At 65.5% G+C, this 14,324-nt stretch carries 13 protein-coding genes; 5 read left to right on the forward strand and 8 right to left on the reverse strand.

Going from position 1 to position 14,324, the window contains the following annotated elements; genetic code table 11:
- The 6 genes from ACTHLF_RS13755 to ACTHLF_RS13780 form a co-directional block, all read right to left on the reverse strand.
- On the reverse strand, positions 1 to 408 hold the full coding sequence (locus ACTHLF_RS13755; protein WP_440327912.1) for an ExbD/TolR family protein: 408 nt from the start codon (positions 406 to 408) through the stop codon (positions 1 to 3).
- Positions 409 to 420: 12 nt separating this feature from the next.
- Positions 421 to 2,205 carry a DUF2341 domain-containing protein gene (locus ACTHLF_RS13760; protein WP_440327913.1) on the reverse strand — a complete coding sequence of 595 codons (1,785 nt, stop codon included), beginning with the start codon at positions 2,203 to 2,205 and terminating at the stop codon, positions 421 to 423.
- Between the two features lie 34 nt (positions 2,206 to 2,239).
- Positions 2,240 to 3,847 (reverse strand): ShlB/FhaC/HecB family hemolysin secretion/activation protein, encoded by a 1,608-nt coding sequence (locus ACTHLF_RS13765; protein WP_440327914.1) that lies wholly within the window; start codon positions 3,845 to 3,847, stop codon positions 2,240 to 2,242.
- A 135-nt stretch (positions 3,848 to 3,982) separates the two neighbouring features.
- Entirely contained in the window at positions 3,983 to 4,951 is a 969-nt protein-coding gene (locus ACTHLF_RS13770; RefSeq protein WP_440327915.1) for a FecR family protein, read from the reverse strand.
- Between the two features lie 5 nt (positions 4,952 to 4,956).
- Positions 4,957 to 5,499 carry an RNA polymerase sigma factor gene (locus tag ACTHLF_RS13775; protein ID WP_440327916.1) on the reverse strand — a complete coding sequence of 181 codons (543 nt, stop codon included), beginning with the start codon at positions 5,497 to 5,499 and terminating at the stop codon, positions 4,957 to 4,959.
- Positions 5,496 to 6,158: a secretin and TonB N-terminal domain-containing protein gene (locus ACTHLF_RS13780; RefSeq protein WP_440327917.1), complete on the reverse strand. Its 663-nt coding sequence runs from the start codon at positions 6,156 to 6,158 to the stop codon at positions 5,496 to 5,498. Before ACTHLF_RS13780 ends, ACTHLF_RS13775 begins: the two co-directional genes overlap by 4 nt.
- Positions 6,159 to 6,386: 228 nt before the next feature.
- On the opposite strand from ACTHLF_RS13780, the gene ACTHLF_RS13785 reads away from it, so the two are divergent.
- Positions 6,387 to 6,689, forward strand: a complete 303-nt coding sequence (locus ACTHLF_RS13785) for a hypothetical protein (protein ID WP_440327918.1) — start codon at positions 6,387 to 6,389, stop codon at positions 6,687 to 6,689.
- A gap of 114 nt (positions 6,690 to 6,803) precedes the next feature.
- Here ACTHLF_RS13785 and gspD read toward each other — a convergent pair whose 3' ends face one another.
- The gene (gene gspD / locus ACTHLF_RS13790) at positions 6,804 to 9,146 is read right to left on the reverse strand and encodes a type II secretion system secretin GspD (protein ID WP_440327919.1); all 2,343 of its coding nucleotides are present in this window, start codon (positions 9,144 to 9,146) and stop codon (positions 6,804 to 6,806) included.
- Between the two features lie 186 nt (positions 9,147 to 9,332).
- Positions 9,333 to 10,748 carry an NADP-dependent phosphogluconate dehydrogenase gene (gene gndA / locus ACTHLF_RS13795; RefSeq protein ID WP_440327920.1) on the reverse strand — a complete coding sequence of 472 codons (1,416 nt, stop codon included), beginning with the start codon at positions 10,746 to 10,748 and terminating at the stop codon, positions 9,333 to 9,335.
- A 203-nt stretch (positions 10,749 to 10,951) separates the two neighbouring features.
- Between gndA and ACTHLF_RS13800 the strand changes: the two genes are divergently transcribed.
- From ACTHLF_RS13800 to ykgO, 4 genes are all read left to right on the forward strand, one after another.
- On the forward strand, positions 10,952 to 11,671 hold the full coding sequence (locus ACTHLF_RS13800; RefSeq protein WP_440327921.1) for a CoA transferase subunit A: 720 nt from the start codon (positions 10,952 to 10,954) through the stop codon (positions 11,669 to 11,671).
- A 10-nt stretch (positions 11,672 to 11,681) separates the two neighbouring features.
- Entirely contained in the window at positions 11,682 to 12,317 is a 636-nt protein-coding gene (locus ACTHLF_RS13805) for a 3-oxoacid CoA-transferase subunit B (RefSeq protein WP_440327922.1), read from the forward strand.
- Between the two features lie 335 nt (positions 12,318 to 12,652).
- On the forward strand, positions 12,653 to 13,567 hold the full coding sequence (locus ACTHLF_RS13810; protein WP_440327923.1) for a LysR family transcriptional regulator: 915 nt from the start codon (positions 12,653 to 12,655) through the stop codon (positions 13,565 to 13,567).
- Positions 13,568 to 13,656: 89 nt separating this feature from the next.
- A complete protein-coding gene (ykgO, locus tag ACTHLF_RS13815; RefSeq protein WP_029213509.1) occupies positions 13,657 to 13,782 on the forward strand; it encodes a type B 50S ribosomal protein L36 in 126 nt (41 codons plus the stop codon).
- Positions 13,783 to 14,324 lie beyond the last annotated feature (542 nt).

The following is a 14,324-nucleotide window of genomic DNA, read 5'->3' on the forward strand; positions in this document are numbered from 1 at the left end:
TCAGCCCTTCGGCGCCTTGCCGGTCACGAGGCCGACCTGTGGCAGGTCCACGCGGCGCAGCAGGTCCAGGATGTCCATGACCTTCTGGTACTGCACCGTGGAATCGCCCTTCACCACCACCGGGAAATCCGGGTTCAGCGCCTTGAGCGAACGCAGGCGCTGTTCCAGCTCGGCGAGCGTGACCGGGTAGGCATCGAGGAACACCTGGCCGGTTTCGGAGACGGTGATGGCCTTGGTCTGAGGCTTGGCCATGCTCACGGCGGCCGAGGCCTTGGGCAGGTTCACCTTGATGCCCTGCACCGAGGCGGTGGTCATGATGATGAAGATGACGAGCAGCACATACGCCAGGTCGAGCATCGGCGTGATGTTGATGTCGTCGTACGGCTTGTCGTCGTCCTGGGCGCGCATGGCGGCGGGTCCTTACGCGGCGACCGCGGCCGGGGCCACGACGCGCTGCTGTTCGGCCAGGCGGGTGACGAACTCATCGACGAACACCTGCATGTTCGCGGTGACGTTCTTGTTGCGGATGAGCAGGTAGTTGTAGCCAAACAGCGCCGGGATCGCGACGAACAGGCCGGCCACCGTCGCGAGCAGCGCGGCGGCGATACCCGGGGCGATCGCGTTGACGTTCACGACGCCCGCCGCGGCGATCGCCGCGAAGGTAATCATGACGCCGACCACGGTGCCGAGCAGCCCAAGGAACGGGCCGCCGGAGATGGCGATGGTGAGCATCACCATCGACTTGGCGAGGCGCTGGTTCTCGCGGACCATGGTCGAATCCATCGTGGCGCGGATCGCTTCGATCGATTCCGGGGCGATATGGTCGTGGCCGTCGGCATCGCGGCGACCCCACACCTCGCCCGCGCCCACCTTGTACAGGCGGTACAGCGACGCATCGGCCAGGCGGTTGGCGGCCGGGTCACGCGACAGGGCCAGGATGTTGCGGCCCTGCTTGCGGAAGGCGTCGAGGAACTCGTCGTTGGCCCGGCTTACGCGGTTTACGTACGAGGCGCGCTGCCACATCACGACCCACGAGATCACCGCCATGACGAGCAGGATGCCGATGACAACCCAGGCATCGGCGGTCACGGACTTCACGATGATGCCGAAGTAGCCGAAGCCCACGCCGGCCTGCTTCTCGTCGGTGCCATAGGCCACCAGCTTCGATTCGGCGCCCTGGGCCTGCGCATCCATCGCGATCATCACGGCCGGGCGGGCGATGCGCGAGATACGCACTTCGTCCATCTGGCCGGCGAAGGGGGCGCCCGCGTTCGTCACGTCGGCGGTGTCGCTACCCAGCGACGCTTCGGTGTTCAGCGCCGGAAGCGCGGCGGCGAGCGTCGCGTACGGCTTGCCATCCACGTAGAGCTGGATGTTGCCATCCGCGGCGGTGACCGCGAGGTGGGCCCATGCGGCTGCCTTCAGCGGCTCGCCCGGCGTGCTCGCGGGGGCGGCCTCGCCCTCACCCACCTGTACGAACGGCGCGCCCTTCTGCAGGCCGACGATCAGTTCCTGCGTGCCCTGGTGGCGCGCATAAAGCGTGACCTTGCCATCGGCGATCGCATCCGGCTTCACCCAGGCGCTGAACGTGAAGGCGCCACCCTGGGCCACGGCCATCGAGACCGCGCCGGGAATCTTCAGCCCCTGCTTGCCATCGAAGCGTGCGGCCTTGCCGATGATGCCGTCGACCGTGGCGACGGTACCCGCGGCGTTGTTCGCATAGGCCGTAGCGTCACGCGGCGCGCTGCCGGCGGCGTCCTCGAAGTGGTAGACCGCGGCGTAGTCGGCATCGAACGTGGCGCTGCCCTTGTCGGCGCCCTGCGCCTTGGGGTTGCCGTAGTACATCCACACCTGCTGCTGCGCATCCGCGCCCACCTGCGGCAGATCCACCCAGACCAGCGCGACGCCCAGGACCGGATCGAAGGATTCGATCTGGTAGTTCAGCGGGGTCTTGTCATCGGCGGCCACGAAGCGGACGTCCGCACCGCTCTCGTTGACGCCATCGAAAGTGAAGTTGCCCGAATGCAGGCGGACCAGCATGGGCACGCGGCCAGCGGCGGTGCTGACGTTGCCGCCCTTCGCCGTGGTGTCGATGGTGATGGCCTTGCGATAGGCGAAATCCTGGTTCCACCACGAGGCATCGGCAGCGTGGGCCGCCGGCGCGAGGCCGACCAGCATGGAGGCGAGGAACAGAAGTCGTTTCACGGTGATACCCCTGGGTGGATGCCCTTGTGCCCGGTCAGAGCTCGGCCTTGAGAGAGAAATGGATGCGGGTGTCGTGCGCCTTCGTGGCCTGGCCGTCGTTGAACGGATAGGCGATCTCGAAGGCACCGGTGGCGATGTTGAACAGCTGGAAGCGGGTGCCGACGCCGACGCTGGAGAGGTCGTAACTCTTCACGGTGCGGCTGCCGGCATCCGGGTTGTTCGCGTCGATGAGCTGCGGCAGCGCGTTCATCAGCTGCAGGTGTGCGCCATCGGCAAAGGCGAGGAAGCGCCAGTCGTTGACCCAGCTACCGAGGTGCGCGCCGATGGAAGGCGTGCGCAGTTCGAGCGAGCCGATGACACCGTGGTCGGCCGTTTCCTCGGCTTCGAGGTAGCCGCGCACGGTGCTTTCACCACCCGCCGCGAACTGTTCGCTCGACACGAGCGACGATGTGGAAAGCTGCAGCGCGAGGCGGCCCATCAGGCTCCAGCCGCTATCGAAATTGCGGGTGTGGCCGCCCTCGGCCTTCACGTAAAAGAAGTTCTGCCGCGCCTTGTAGCGCTGGTTGTCGAACTCGGCCGCGCTGCTGCCACCGGCGCGGAAGCCCGCCACCGCGCCCAGCGACATCGTGCTCAGCGACTTCTCGCCCACGCGCTGGCCCTGGTAGGTCACGCTCACGGGGATATAGGTGATCGGTGCCTTCGAGGTGTCCTCGCCAAGCACCAGGTTCTGGTCGAAGTGCTTGCGGGTGACGCCGAGCGAAAGCGATTGCGAGAACTCGCCATGCGTGGGCAGGTTCCGCACGAAGGTGAAGCCCAACGCGTTGCCCTTGCCGAGCACCGTGGTGCCGCCGACGGCGTTGGCGTTGCTGTTCGACTTGTACCCCGACGCCAGCATGCTCCAGTCACTGCTGAACGGCACGAGGTACGAGCCGGCCCACACTTCGGAGCTGTTGCGATCCTGTGGCGCCACGATGTACGTCAACGACGCCGCGTGGCCATCCTGGAAGAGGTTGTCGTCGCGGATGCTGGCGACGGTGCGCAGTTCCGGCGTGTTCACGCTGTGGTCGTTGTTGACCTCCAGGCTCGCGGTGACCGGCTTGTTGTCGGTGACCTTCAGCGTGACGTCCATGGTGTTCGGCAACTTGCCCGGGGTAAGCACGGGCACCACCTGTGCACCGGCACGGCGATTCACGTCGGTGAGCTGCTGCTGGGCACTGGAGAAGTTCGGCACGTCGCCTTCGGCAAGCGCCGGCACGCCGTCGCGGATATCCTTCGGCGAGCGGTACGTGGCGCCTTCGACGCGCACGCGGCCGATCGTGTTCTCGGTGACCTGCAGGCGGATCACGCCTTCCTTCACCTGCTGCGGCGGGATGTCGACGACGACCGACTGGTAGCCCTTCGCCTGGTAGGCCTTCTGCAGCGCATCGCGCGCACCGGAGACGTCGTTCATCGACTTGCCCGGGCCCAGGAACGGGTACACCGCGGTTTCGATATCCAGCGCCTGCAGCGTGGTGTTGCCATCCACGACGTACTCATTCACATCGAACGACTGCGGCGCATCCTGCGCCGTGGCATGGACGGAAAGCCCGCATGCGATGGCGAGGGCCAACGCCTTCGCCAGTGGGTTCGCGGCACGCTTCATGCGTTCACCCGTAGTGCTCGTGTACCCACGCCAAGTTCCCCTGTGTTCCGTTTGCCCCTTAGACGCGCGGGCTGTCGTCGCACTGAACCGGTGTCACGAAAAATTCATGCGGCCGCGGGTGCCGGCCCGTTCCATTCAGCTCAACAGCACCCAGCCGCCCGGCAGGTTCGTCGCGTGCGCGCCATACGCGTCCTGGATCAGCGTGGCCACTTCACCCATCTGGTCGAGGGTGAAACGCGCATGGACGCGACGCTCGGCGAGGGCACGATCGGTGATGACGATGCGGCCGGGGCGGTAGCGATTGATATCGGCCACGACATCGCCGAGCGGCTGGTTGTCATAGATGAGCACGCGGTTGCGCCAAGCCAGCGCGGTGTCCAGGTTCACCGCGGTGATCGCGCCCACGCCCGTGGCGTCGAACGCCAGCTGTTGCGACGGCCTCACCGTGGTGTTCACCCCATCGCGGGTCAGCACGGCCTGCCCGTTCATGCAGGTCACCGTGGCGGCATCGTCTGCACAGCGCACGGCAAAGGCCGCACCCGGGCTCGAAAACAGCCGGCCATCGGCCACCTCGACCACGAACGGCTCCTTGCGCGACGGATCGACCCGGACCACGGCCTCGCCGCGTCGCAGGTGCATGCCGGTGACCACGCCACCGCGCTTGCGCACGGCGATGTCGGTATCCGTGTTCATTTCCAGCGCGACGCCGGGCGCCATCGCCAGGGTCTTCTGCTCCCCGACCTGGGTACGCAGGCCATCGCCATCCGGGGCACTACCGCGGGTGAACACATCGCTGCGCACCATGAGCAAGGCGGCGACCGATGCGGCCACGGCACCGCCCAGGAAGGCGCGCCGCGACAGGCGGACGCCATGCGCGCGTGGCGCCCTGCCCCGTGTGCCGCGCTGGTGTTCACGCAGCGCCGCGGCTGGGCCCAGGGCCTCCCACAGCGCGCGCGCTTCGGCGAAGGCATGTGCATTCGCCTCGCTGGCGGCGCACCAGCGGCGAAACGCCTCGCCGTCCTCGCGGGTGGCGGTGCCCGAGGTCAGGTGCACCAGCCAGCCATGGGCTTCCGTGCGGCGATCGTGGCGGTTGAACGTATCCATACCGGTCAGGACGTTTCCCGGGCGCCGGGACCGAACCGCTGGAACGAACGACGGCCGGTTTTCGCGGCACAGGTCTCAAGCGCCTTCTTCAGTTCCTTGCCGACCATGCGCACGGAGATGCCGTGGCGGGCCGCGATATCGGCCTGGGGCAGCTCGTCCACGCGGGCGGCGAGCAGGATCTCCCGCTGCCGTCGGGTCAGCCCCTCCAGCGCGACGCTGAGCGCCGCGATGTCCTGTTGCGAGGCGAGGACGGTGGATGGATCCACGATGTCGTCCACGGCATGCAGGAGGTCGTCGACTTCCTCGCCGGTCAGCAACCGCCCTTGCGAGCGATGATGGTCGGCCGCCATGTTCAGCGCCATGCGGAACAGGTAGCTCGTCGGGTGCGTCGCGTGACCCTCGGGCATCGCGAGCTTTTCCACGCGCAGGTAGGTCTCCTGCATCACGTCGTCGGCGAGATCGTCGGAACGCAGGCGGCGGCGAAGGCGGCGGCGGAAATCCTCGTAGTTATCGAGGAACAGGCCGAGGAGCGTGACCTGGGAAGTCATGCGTCCCCGCAGGCATCGCGCCGCGAGGGCGCGAGCAGCACGGTGAACGGACTACCCGCGGACAGGCGCGCAGGCACGCGGGCCTGGCGTACGGCGCCGAGCACGCGTGCATCGCGTGCGCCATCGTCGGAGGGCGCCAGCGCCACGACATCGGCGACCGTACCGTTTCCATCGATCCATATCTGGAGCGCAAGGCGGAAGGTCCCGGGCCTTGTATCGCGGCGCAGGCAAAGGACTTTCTCGAGCGCCTGCTGCAGTTCGGTCGCATCGTTTTCGGCAAGCGCTGGCGGCGCCACCGGTGGAGTGCCGGCCTCTTCGCCGGCCGCGGCGGGCATGGTGTTGACGGTGAACGCGTTCATCGACGTGAAATGCGCGCTGAGGTCGGTACCGACCAGGAGGATCCGCAGTGCATCGCGTGGTCCGGCATCCCCATGCAGGCCCGGCGAACTCCGGCCGGCGACGACCGCGTCATCGAACAACACCGCGATGCCCGTGGTTTCGCTGAACGCACGCAACGCGCCGGCGAGCGGCTGTGCATCGATATCGAAGCGCGTCGTTCCATGCGTCATCCCTTGCGTGGCATCCCCTCCCCGTGGCGCGGCAAGCGCCGTGCCGAAGCACAGCGCGCAAGCCAGCAGCGCGAAGGCACAACGCGTCACGGTCAGTCCTCGCGGTGGCCCATGCGGTACGGGTAATCCGGGCCAAGGCTAGGCAGCGTGGATGACACAAAGACGCCGGTTCGGTGACAAGGTTGATGACGCAACCATGACAAGCGTGACGTGCTTCCTTTCCCGGGCAACGGCGTGTTATCCAATGCGCGCCAGCGAGGGATCAAGGCTATGCGTAATCGGCAATATTGTCTTCTGCTTGTCGGATTGTCCGCCGCGATGAGCGTGCATTCGCAATCCGTGGTGGAACTTCCCGGCGTGCATGCGAGCGCCACGGCCACCTGCGTGCAACCGGCACACGCAGGCAGCGCCGCGTTGTCATACGACTGCCTCAACCAGCAGCTCGCCACGCCCCCCGGCATGCCCTCGCCGCTGGATAGCAACGACATACGCAAGGTGCCAAGCAACCGGCTCGGCCTGTACAACGCCGCGGCACTCGGCCAGCGCATGGGCACGAACCTCGGGCGCAGCGTGCAGCCATACCGGCCGCCCGCGCCGGTGTCCCCCTCCCCCGTCCACTAACCACAAATGTAGGAGCCCACCCTGTGGGCGACATCTTTCGCGATACCAACGCAGGGCCTGCGGCGGTATCGCGAATGGCGTCGCCCACAGGGTGGGCTCCTACCAGGATCGCGGTTACTTCAGGGGAACGGTAACCGTCGGTTCCTTCTGATCCATGCGTGCCGTGCCAGCGTGGCCGGTGAACGGGCGCAGCGATTCGAACTTCTGCTGGTACTCGTCGGTGACCTGCTTGGCTTCATCACCGTTGGTGATGACCTTCGGCGTGATCAGCACGATCAGCTCGGTGCGGTCGCGGCTGCGGCTGGTGGTGCCGAACAGGCGGCCGAAGATGGGAATGCGGTTCAGGCCGGGAATGCCCGTATCCGTCGTGCCATCGATCTGCCGGATAAGACCACCGAGCAAGACGGTCTGCCCGCTCTGCACCGCAACCTGCGTCGACACTTCGCGCTGCTGGATCGGGAAGTTGCCGGTCGTGGTGTCCTTCTGCCCCGGCGCGCTGACCACCTGGTTGATGTTCATGTACACCAGGCCACCCGGATTCACGCGCGGACGCACGTTGAGGATCACACCGGTGTCCTTGTATTCCACCTGGCCGATCGTGTTGTCGGTGTTGGCGTTCGTATTGATATACGTCTGCTGGATGGGGATCTGGTCGCCCACCTGGATGTGCGCTTTCTGGTTGTTCAACACCACCAGCGACGGCGCGGAAAGCGTCTTCGTATTCCCGTTGGTCTCCAGCGCATGCAGGGCGACCGACAGGTTGTTGTTCACGAAGGAATAGAAGAACGCGTCCTTAGACGGGTTATAGGTGTTGCCGATGTTGCCCAGCGCCCACTGCTGCTTGTTGCCGGGCTGGCCGACGGAACCGTTGGTGCCACCGACCAGGCCTTCGAGGTACCACTGCACGCCGAACTCGAGGTCGCCGGTGAGGTGGACCTCGAGGATGCGCGTTTCGATCTGCACCTGCAGCGGCACGGCATCGAGGCGCTTGATTGCCTGCTCGATCTCCGTCCACTGCGACGGGCGGCAACGGATCATCAGCTGGTTGTTGTTGTCGACCGAGGTGATGCGCACGCCATCGTCGGTGGTGATGCCACCGTTGTGCTGGCGACGGCCGGACGAATCGTCATCACCGAAGCCGCTGCCGGACGACCCGGTGCTACCGAAGGCCGAGCCGCTGCTGTTGCTGCCGAAGCCACCGGTGCTGGAGCCGTTCAGCCCCGAATTGTTCGAGGTATTGAGATAGCCGGAGTTGGACGAGGACGAGCTGTTGCCGAACGCACCGGTGGTGCTGCCCATGCCCGAACCGCCGCGGTTGCCGAGGTCGCTATCGCCGCCACCCAGCGTGCCGGAGGAAAGGCCGGGGCCGACGCGGCCGCCGCGATCGGAGGAACCGCCACCCGAACCGCCGCCATAGATATCGGAGAGGTAATCGGCCAGGTCCGAAGCCTGGACGTTGCGGACGTCGTATACGAACAGCTGCGGCTCATTGCCACCACCGCGGTCGATGCGGTCGATCCAGCTCTTCACTTCCTCGAGGTACGTGGCGTTCGGGCTGATCACCACCAGCGAGTTGGTCCGCTCGATCGGGATGAAGCGGAGCATGCCGGCCATCGGCGTGTTGCCCTTGTCGCCGAAGATCGAATCGAGCTTCGGCGTCAGGTCTTTCACTTCCGCGCGCTGCAGGCTGAACACGCCCACGGACATGCCGCGGAGCCAGTCCACATCGAAGGTTTTTACGGTGCGCGCGTAATTATCCAGTTCCGTGGCCGTACCGGCCATGACCAGCACATTGCGCGTGGGGTCTGCCAGCAAGGTGGCATCGGCGCGCGCAAACGGCTTGATCAGCTTCTGCATCTCGGTCGCCGAGATGAAGTGCAACGGGAAAAGGCGAGCCTGCAAACCGCCGGGCGGCGCCGTGGCGCCGATGCTCGGCACGACATTGCCCGGTACCGCGTCCTTCGAGGGCATGACCACGTAGCGGCCGTTCGTGCGGACCAGCGCATTGCCCGTCCAGGACAACAGGGTCTCAAGGATCGGCAGCGCCTGCTCGGCCGTGACCGGCTGCGAGGTGGAGAACGAAACGTTGCCCTGCACGCCCGGCACGATCGAATAGTTCTCGTGCAGCAGGTCGCCCAGGATGGCTTTCACCACCGACTCGACCGGCTGGTTCTCAAAATTGAAGGTAACCGTGCCCTGCCCCTCGGCAACCGGCTTGGGTTCGGCCAATCCCACCGGCCTGACGAATTCGCCCGTGCCCGTCGTGATCTGGGCCGGGGCCACCACCGCGCCCTGGGGGCCGACCGGGGGGGCGATAATCGGACGCGGCGCCGGCTTTTCCGTACCGGCAATTGCCTCACGCTGCAGTGCGCCATCGTCCTTGGGTTGCGGCAGCGACGTGCATCCGGCAAGCGCTACCGCCAGCGCCGTAACGCTGATCACGGGCTTTTTGAACATGGAACAACGTACTCCCTCGTTGGACTCGGCGGCCATTCCCCTCGGGTGGCCACCCCTTTAGAGGCCCAACTCTATAGGGAGGTTCCCTTCCAGCGCTAGCGTGCGTTTGCAACAACGCGACGCGCGCACGTAATGGCCGCGCCAGGCCTTGCCCGGAGCGGCCATTTACAAGCCACGCGCCGTGGATTAACCGCCGGCCCACTCCGCGTGGAAACTGCCCTTTTCGTCGATTCGCTCGAACGTGTGCGCACCGAAGAAATCGCGCTGGGCCTGGATGAGATTGGCGGGCAGCACATCGGCGCGGTAGCTATCGTAATAAGCGATGGCGGCGGAGAAGCCGGGCACCGGCACGCCGACCCGCACCGCTTCGCCGACGACCTCGCGCAGGGCACCCTGGTAACCCTGGACAATATCGCTGAAATAAGGGTCGAGCAGCAGGTTCTTCAGCTGGCCATCGTGCTTATAGGCATCGGTGATCTTCTGCAGGAAGCGGGCCCGGATAATGCAGCCGGCGCGGAAGATCTTCGCGATCTCGCCGTAATGGAGATCCCAGTGGTTCTCTTCTGATGCGGCGCGCAACTGGGCAAAGCCCTGGGCATACGAGATCAGCTTGCTCATGTAGAGCGCCTTGCGCACCGACTCGATGAAGGCCTTGCGATCGCCACTGAACTTCGGCTGCCCCGGCCCCTTCAGCACCTTGCTCGCCGCCACGCGCTCCTCCTTCATCGAGGAGAGCACGCGGGCGAAGACGGACTCCGTGATCAGGGTCAGCGGGACGCCGAGATCCAGCGCGCTCTGGCTGGTCCACTTGCCGGTGCCCTTCTGCGCGGCGCGGTCGAGGATCATGTCCACGAGCATCTTGCCGCTCTTCTCGTCCTTGCGGCGGAAGATCTTCGCCGTGATCTCGATCAGGAAACTGTCGAGTTCGCCCTTGTTCCATTCGTCGTAGACATCGGCCAGTTCCTCATTGGAGAGGCCGAGCACGTGCTTCAGTACCGCGTAGCTCTCGGCGATCAGCTGCATATCGCCGTATTCGATGCCGTTGTGCACCATCTTCACGTAATGGCCCGCGCCATCCGGGCCAATGTACGTGACGCATGGCTCGCCATCCGGCGCCTTGGCCGCTATTTCCGTGAGAATCGGTGCCACCAGGTCATACGCATCGCGCGGGCCGCCGGGCATGATCGAAGGGCCTTTCAATGCGCCTTCCTCGCCCCCGGACACACCGGTGCCGATGAAATGAAGACCATCCTTCGCGAGTTCTTCGCCGCGGCGGACGGTGTCCTTGTAATAGGTATTGCCACCGTCGATCACGATATCGCCCTTGTCGAGCAATGGGCGCAGTTCCTCGATCACGGCATCGGTGCCCTTGCCCGCCTGCACCATGAGCAGGATCCGCCGCGGCTTCTCGAGCGAATCGACGAACTCCTGCAATGAATACGTCGGGATGAGCTTCTTGCCCTTGCTCTCCTCCATGACCTCATCGGTGCGGGATTTGGTGCGGTTGAATATGGATACCGCGTGGCCGCGGCTTTCGATATTCCAGGCCAGGTTGCGGCCCATCACGGCCATGCCAATAACGCCAATCTTCTGCTTGCTCACGGGATACTCCGGCGAAGCCCACGGAAAGGGACGAGGATAGGTGGCGCGATGCCATCGCGATTGGCGAAATTCGCACGACATTCGCCGCATTGCAGCATCTCTCGTATCAAGCATGCCCGGGAAAACCGCCACGGAACGTGACGGCCGTCGGCTATGATGGCGGGCGAACCGGCGGCTGGCCCGCCATGAAGGAACAGGTACGCATGAACCAGGTGACGTCGCACAAGCGCGACAAGCGTGTGGCCACTGCCCGCGAGGCACTGGCCGGGCTCGTAGCCGATAACCAGATCGTCGCGGTCGGTGGCTTCGGCCTCTGCGGTATCCCCGAGTTGCTGATCGAGGCCTTGCGCGATTCAGGCGTGAAGGGGCTCACCGCGGTCTCGAACAACGCCGGCATCGATGGCGTGGGCCTGGGCATGCTCCTGGCCACCCGGCAGATCCGCAAGATGGTTTCCTCGTACGTGGGCGAGAACAAGGAGTTCGAACGGCAGTTCCTGGCCGGCGAACTCGAGGTGGAGTTCACCCCGCAGGGCACGCTCGCCGAGAAGCTGCGTGCCGGCGGTGCCGGCATCCCCGCTTTCTTCACCCGCACCGGTTACGGCACCCAGGTGGCCGAGGGGAAGGAGACCCGTGAATTCGACGGGCAGATGTACGTCATGGAGCGTTCGATCGTCGCGGACGTGGCGCTGGTGAAGGCGTGGAAGGCCGATCCGTCGGGCAACCTCGTGTTCCGCAAGACCGCGCGCAACTTCAACCCCATGGTCGCCACCGCCGGCAAGGTTTGCGTGGCCGAAGTGGAGATCATGGTCGAGGTGGGCGAGCTTGACCCGGACCAGATCCACACCCCGGGCATCTACGTCGACCGCATCTTGCACAACCCCGCGCCGTCCAAGCGCATTGAACAGCGCACCACGCGCGCCTGAGGAGAAGACCATGGCCTGGACCCGTGAACAGATGGCGCAGCGCGCCGCCAGGGAACTCTCCGACGGCGATTACGTGAACCTCGGCATCGGCCTGCCGACGCTGGTGGCCAACCACCTGCCGGATGGCGTGGATGTATGGCTCCAGTCGGAAAACGGCCTGCTCGGCATCGGGCCCTTCCCGACCGACGACGAGGTCGATGCCGACCTGATCAATGCCGGTAAGCAGACCGTCACCGCCCGCCAGGGCGCGGCGTTCTTCTCCAGCGCGGATTCGTTCGCGATGATCCGCGGCGGCCATATCGATATCTCGATCCTCGGCGCCCTGCAGGTCACCTGCGAAGGCGACATCGCCAACTGGATGGTGCCTGGCAAGATGGTGAAGGGCATGGGCGGTGCGATGGACCTGGTCGCCGGCGTGAAGCGCGTCGTGGTGGTCATGGAACACACCGCGAAGGATGGCGGCCACCAGATCCTGAAGGAATGCACCCTGCCCCTCACCGGCAAGGGCGTGGTCGATCGCATCATCACCGAGCTGGGCGTGTTCGACGTGACTCCGGGCGGCCTCGAACTGATCGAGCTGGCGCCGGAGGTGGACGTCGACGCGCTGCGCGCGGCGACGGGCTGCGATTTCACGTCGAAGGTCTGAGAAGCATCGCGCGCAAGCACGCTCCCACTGGATCATCAGGCGATCAGCTGTTGTGGGAGCGCGCTTGCGCGCGATAGCCCCTGGCGGCGACCCTAAAGAAAAAGGCCCCGGTCTCACGCCCGGGGCCTTCAGAAGAAAGTCGCTCCGCAGAGGGTGCCTCAGCGTGGGCCTCGGGGGGGGAGGTAGGCCAAAACGCCGGTTGTTAGCACCGTTACGGAGCGAGGGGCACTACCGACCCAGGGGGAGGGGTTGGTGGTAGGCCGAGACGAATCATAGATTTCCTAGGAAATGTTCGCCAATATATCTTTCAGCGATCACTTATACGAAAAACCACTATGTTCGATTTGCGCCAACTGCGCTACTTCGTGGAAGTGGCGGAAACCCTGAGCTTCACCCAGGCAGCGCAGCGACTGCATATCTCCCAGCCGCCGCTTTCCCAGCAGATCCAGGCACTTGAGGCCGATCTCGGGGTGCGCCTGCTCGACCGCAACCGCCGCCGGGTGGCACTGACCGAACCAGGACGGATCTTCCTCGTCGAGGCCAAGGCGATCCTGGCACGGGCGGAAACGGCGCGGACCGTCGTGACCGAGGCCGCGGCCGGGTTCACCGGCCAGCTGCGGCTGGCCTATGCAACCTCGGTATCTTTCCACAGGGCGCTTCCCGAAACCCTGCTCCGCTTCTCACATGCGGCACCGGGCGTCAGCCTGCACCTCGTCGAGATGCCCACCGGCGCCCAGTACGACGCCCTGCTCAGCGGCCAGATCGACGTAGGCCTGCTCCGCTCCCCGCCCGAGGGCATCGCCAATGCCCGCCAGCTCACCATGGAAGTCATCGACGAAGAGCCGCTGATCCTCGCCCTGCCCGCCGGCCACCGCCTGGCGAAACAGGAGACGGTGAGCATGGCGGACCTCGCCCACGAGCGTTTCGTGGCACCGCCCCGCACCGCCGCCGCCACATTGATCGACCGCCTGACCCTGCTCGCCGGGAAGGCGAAATTCCGCCCGAACATCCGCCAGGAAGCCCAGCAGATCCCTTCCCTGCTGCCGCTGGTGGCGGCGGGCATCGGCGTGGCACTGGTCCCGGCTTCGCTGCGCGCCGTGCACCTCGACAAGGTGGCTTTCGCGAACATCGACGACCCCGAAGCGTTCTGGTTGCTCGCGGTGGCCTGCCGCGTGGACAATACGTCCCCCGTGCTGGAAAGCTTCCTGCGTACGGTGCGCGAGGCCCGGACCAAGCTGGGGCTTGGCTGAAACGCGAATTGATTCCGGGGCTTGCGTTGGCCCGGCGGGATGGTTACAATCCCGTTTTTCCCGTATCTCATTTGTATCAGGAGCTGGCCGTGAAGGTGCTTTCTTCTTTGAAGTCCGCGAAGTCGCGTCACCGTGACTGCAAAGTCGTTCGCCGTCGCGGCAAGGTGTTCGTGATCTGCAAGTCGAACCCGCGTTTCAAGGCCCGTCAGCGCTAATCAGCCGCGATGGGTTCTACTTAAAAGGCCGCGCAAGCGGCCTTTTTTGTGCGCGCTGTTTGGGTGGGGCTCGTGCTCAATTCCACGAGCAGGCTCGCCCTCGGCTTCGCGGTTGCTCGGCTTCGCCATCGCGCTAGCGCTCGGACGCGCTGAGGTCGATTACAGGAAAGCCTCGCCCCGTAGGAGCCCACCCTGTGGGCGACAGCTTTCGCCTCGATCAACATGGTCCTGTAGCGCTTTCGCGAAAGATGTCGCGCGCGAGCGCGCTCCTACAACAGAGCTGCGCAGGGCGTGGGGTATCGCGCGCAAGCGCGCTCCCACAAGGCGAATGACGGCCCGAACGACCATGCTCTTGTAGGAGCGCGCTTGCGCGCGATCACCTACGCAGCGATGAAGCCGTGACAGGCCATCGAAGCGACACCGGCTCTCCCACCACCCAACCCCACCGCGTCCGAGAGTCCTTGGCGCCCACCCTCGAGGCGAGTTCCGCAGGCGAGGCGGCTGGGCGGGAACAGCCCGTCAGGGGGCCGGCCATGGAGGGC

Source organism: Luteibacter sp., assembly GCF_051958795.1.
Classification (GTDB): Bacteria; Pseudomonadota; Gammaproteobacteria; order Xanthomonadales; family Rhodanobacteraceae; genus Luteibacter.

What these genes read in the sequence shown, in the direction of transcription:
- ACTHLF_RS13755 (WP_440327912.1), bottom strand. Translation starts at nt 408, where the DNA reads ATGCGCGCCCAGGACGACGACAAGCCGTACGACGACATCAACATCACG.
- ACTHLF_RS13805 (WP_440327922.1), top strand. Translation starts at nt 11,682, where the DNA reads ATGGCCTGGACCCGTGAACAGATGGCGCAGCGCGCCGCCAGGGAACTC.
- gspD (WP_440327919.1), bottom strand. Translation starts at nt 9,146, where the DNA reads ATGTTCAAAAAGCCCGTGATCAGCGTTACGGCGCTGGCGGTAGCGCTT.
- ACTHLF_RS13785 (WP_440327918.1), top strand. Translation starts at nt 6,387, where the DNA reads ATGAGCGTGCATTCGCAATCCGTGGTGGAACTTCCCGGCGTGCATGCG.
- ACTHLF_RS13775 (WP_440327916.1), bottom strand. Translation starts at nt 5,499, where the DNA reads ATGACTTCCCAGGTCACGCTCCTCGGCCTGTTCCTCGATAACTACGAG.
- ACTHLF_RS13765 (WP_440327914.1), bottom strand. Translation starts at nt 3,847, where the DNA reads ATGAAGCGTGCCGCGAACCCACTGGCGAAGGCGTTGGCCCTCGCCATC.
- ACTHLF_RS13770 (WP_440327915.1), bottom strand. Translation starts at nt 4,951, where the DNA reads ATGGATACGTTCAACCGCCACGATCGCCGCACGGAAGCCCATGGCTGG.
- ACTHLF_RS13800 (WP_440327921.1), top strand. Translation starts at nt 10,952, where the DNA reads ATGAACCAGGTGACGTCGCACAAGCGCGACAAGCGTGTGGCCACTGCC.
- ACTHLF_RS13810 (WP_440327923.1), top strand. Translation starts at nt 12,653, where the DNA reads ATGTTCGATTTGCGCCAACTGCGCTACTTCGTGGAAGTGGCGGAAACC.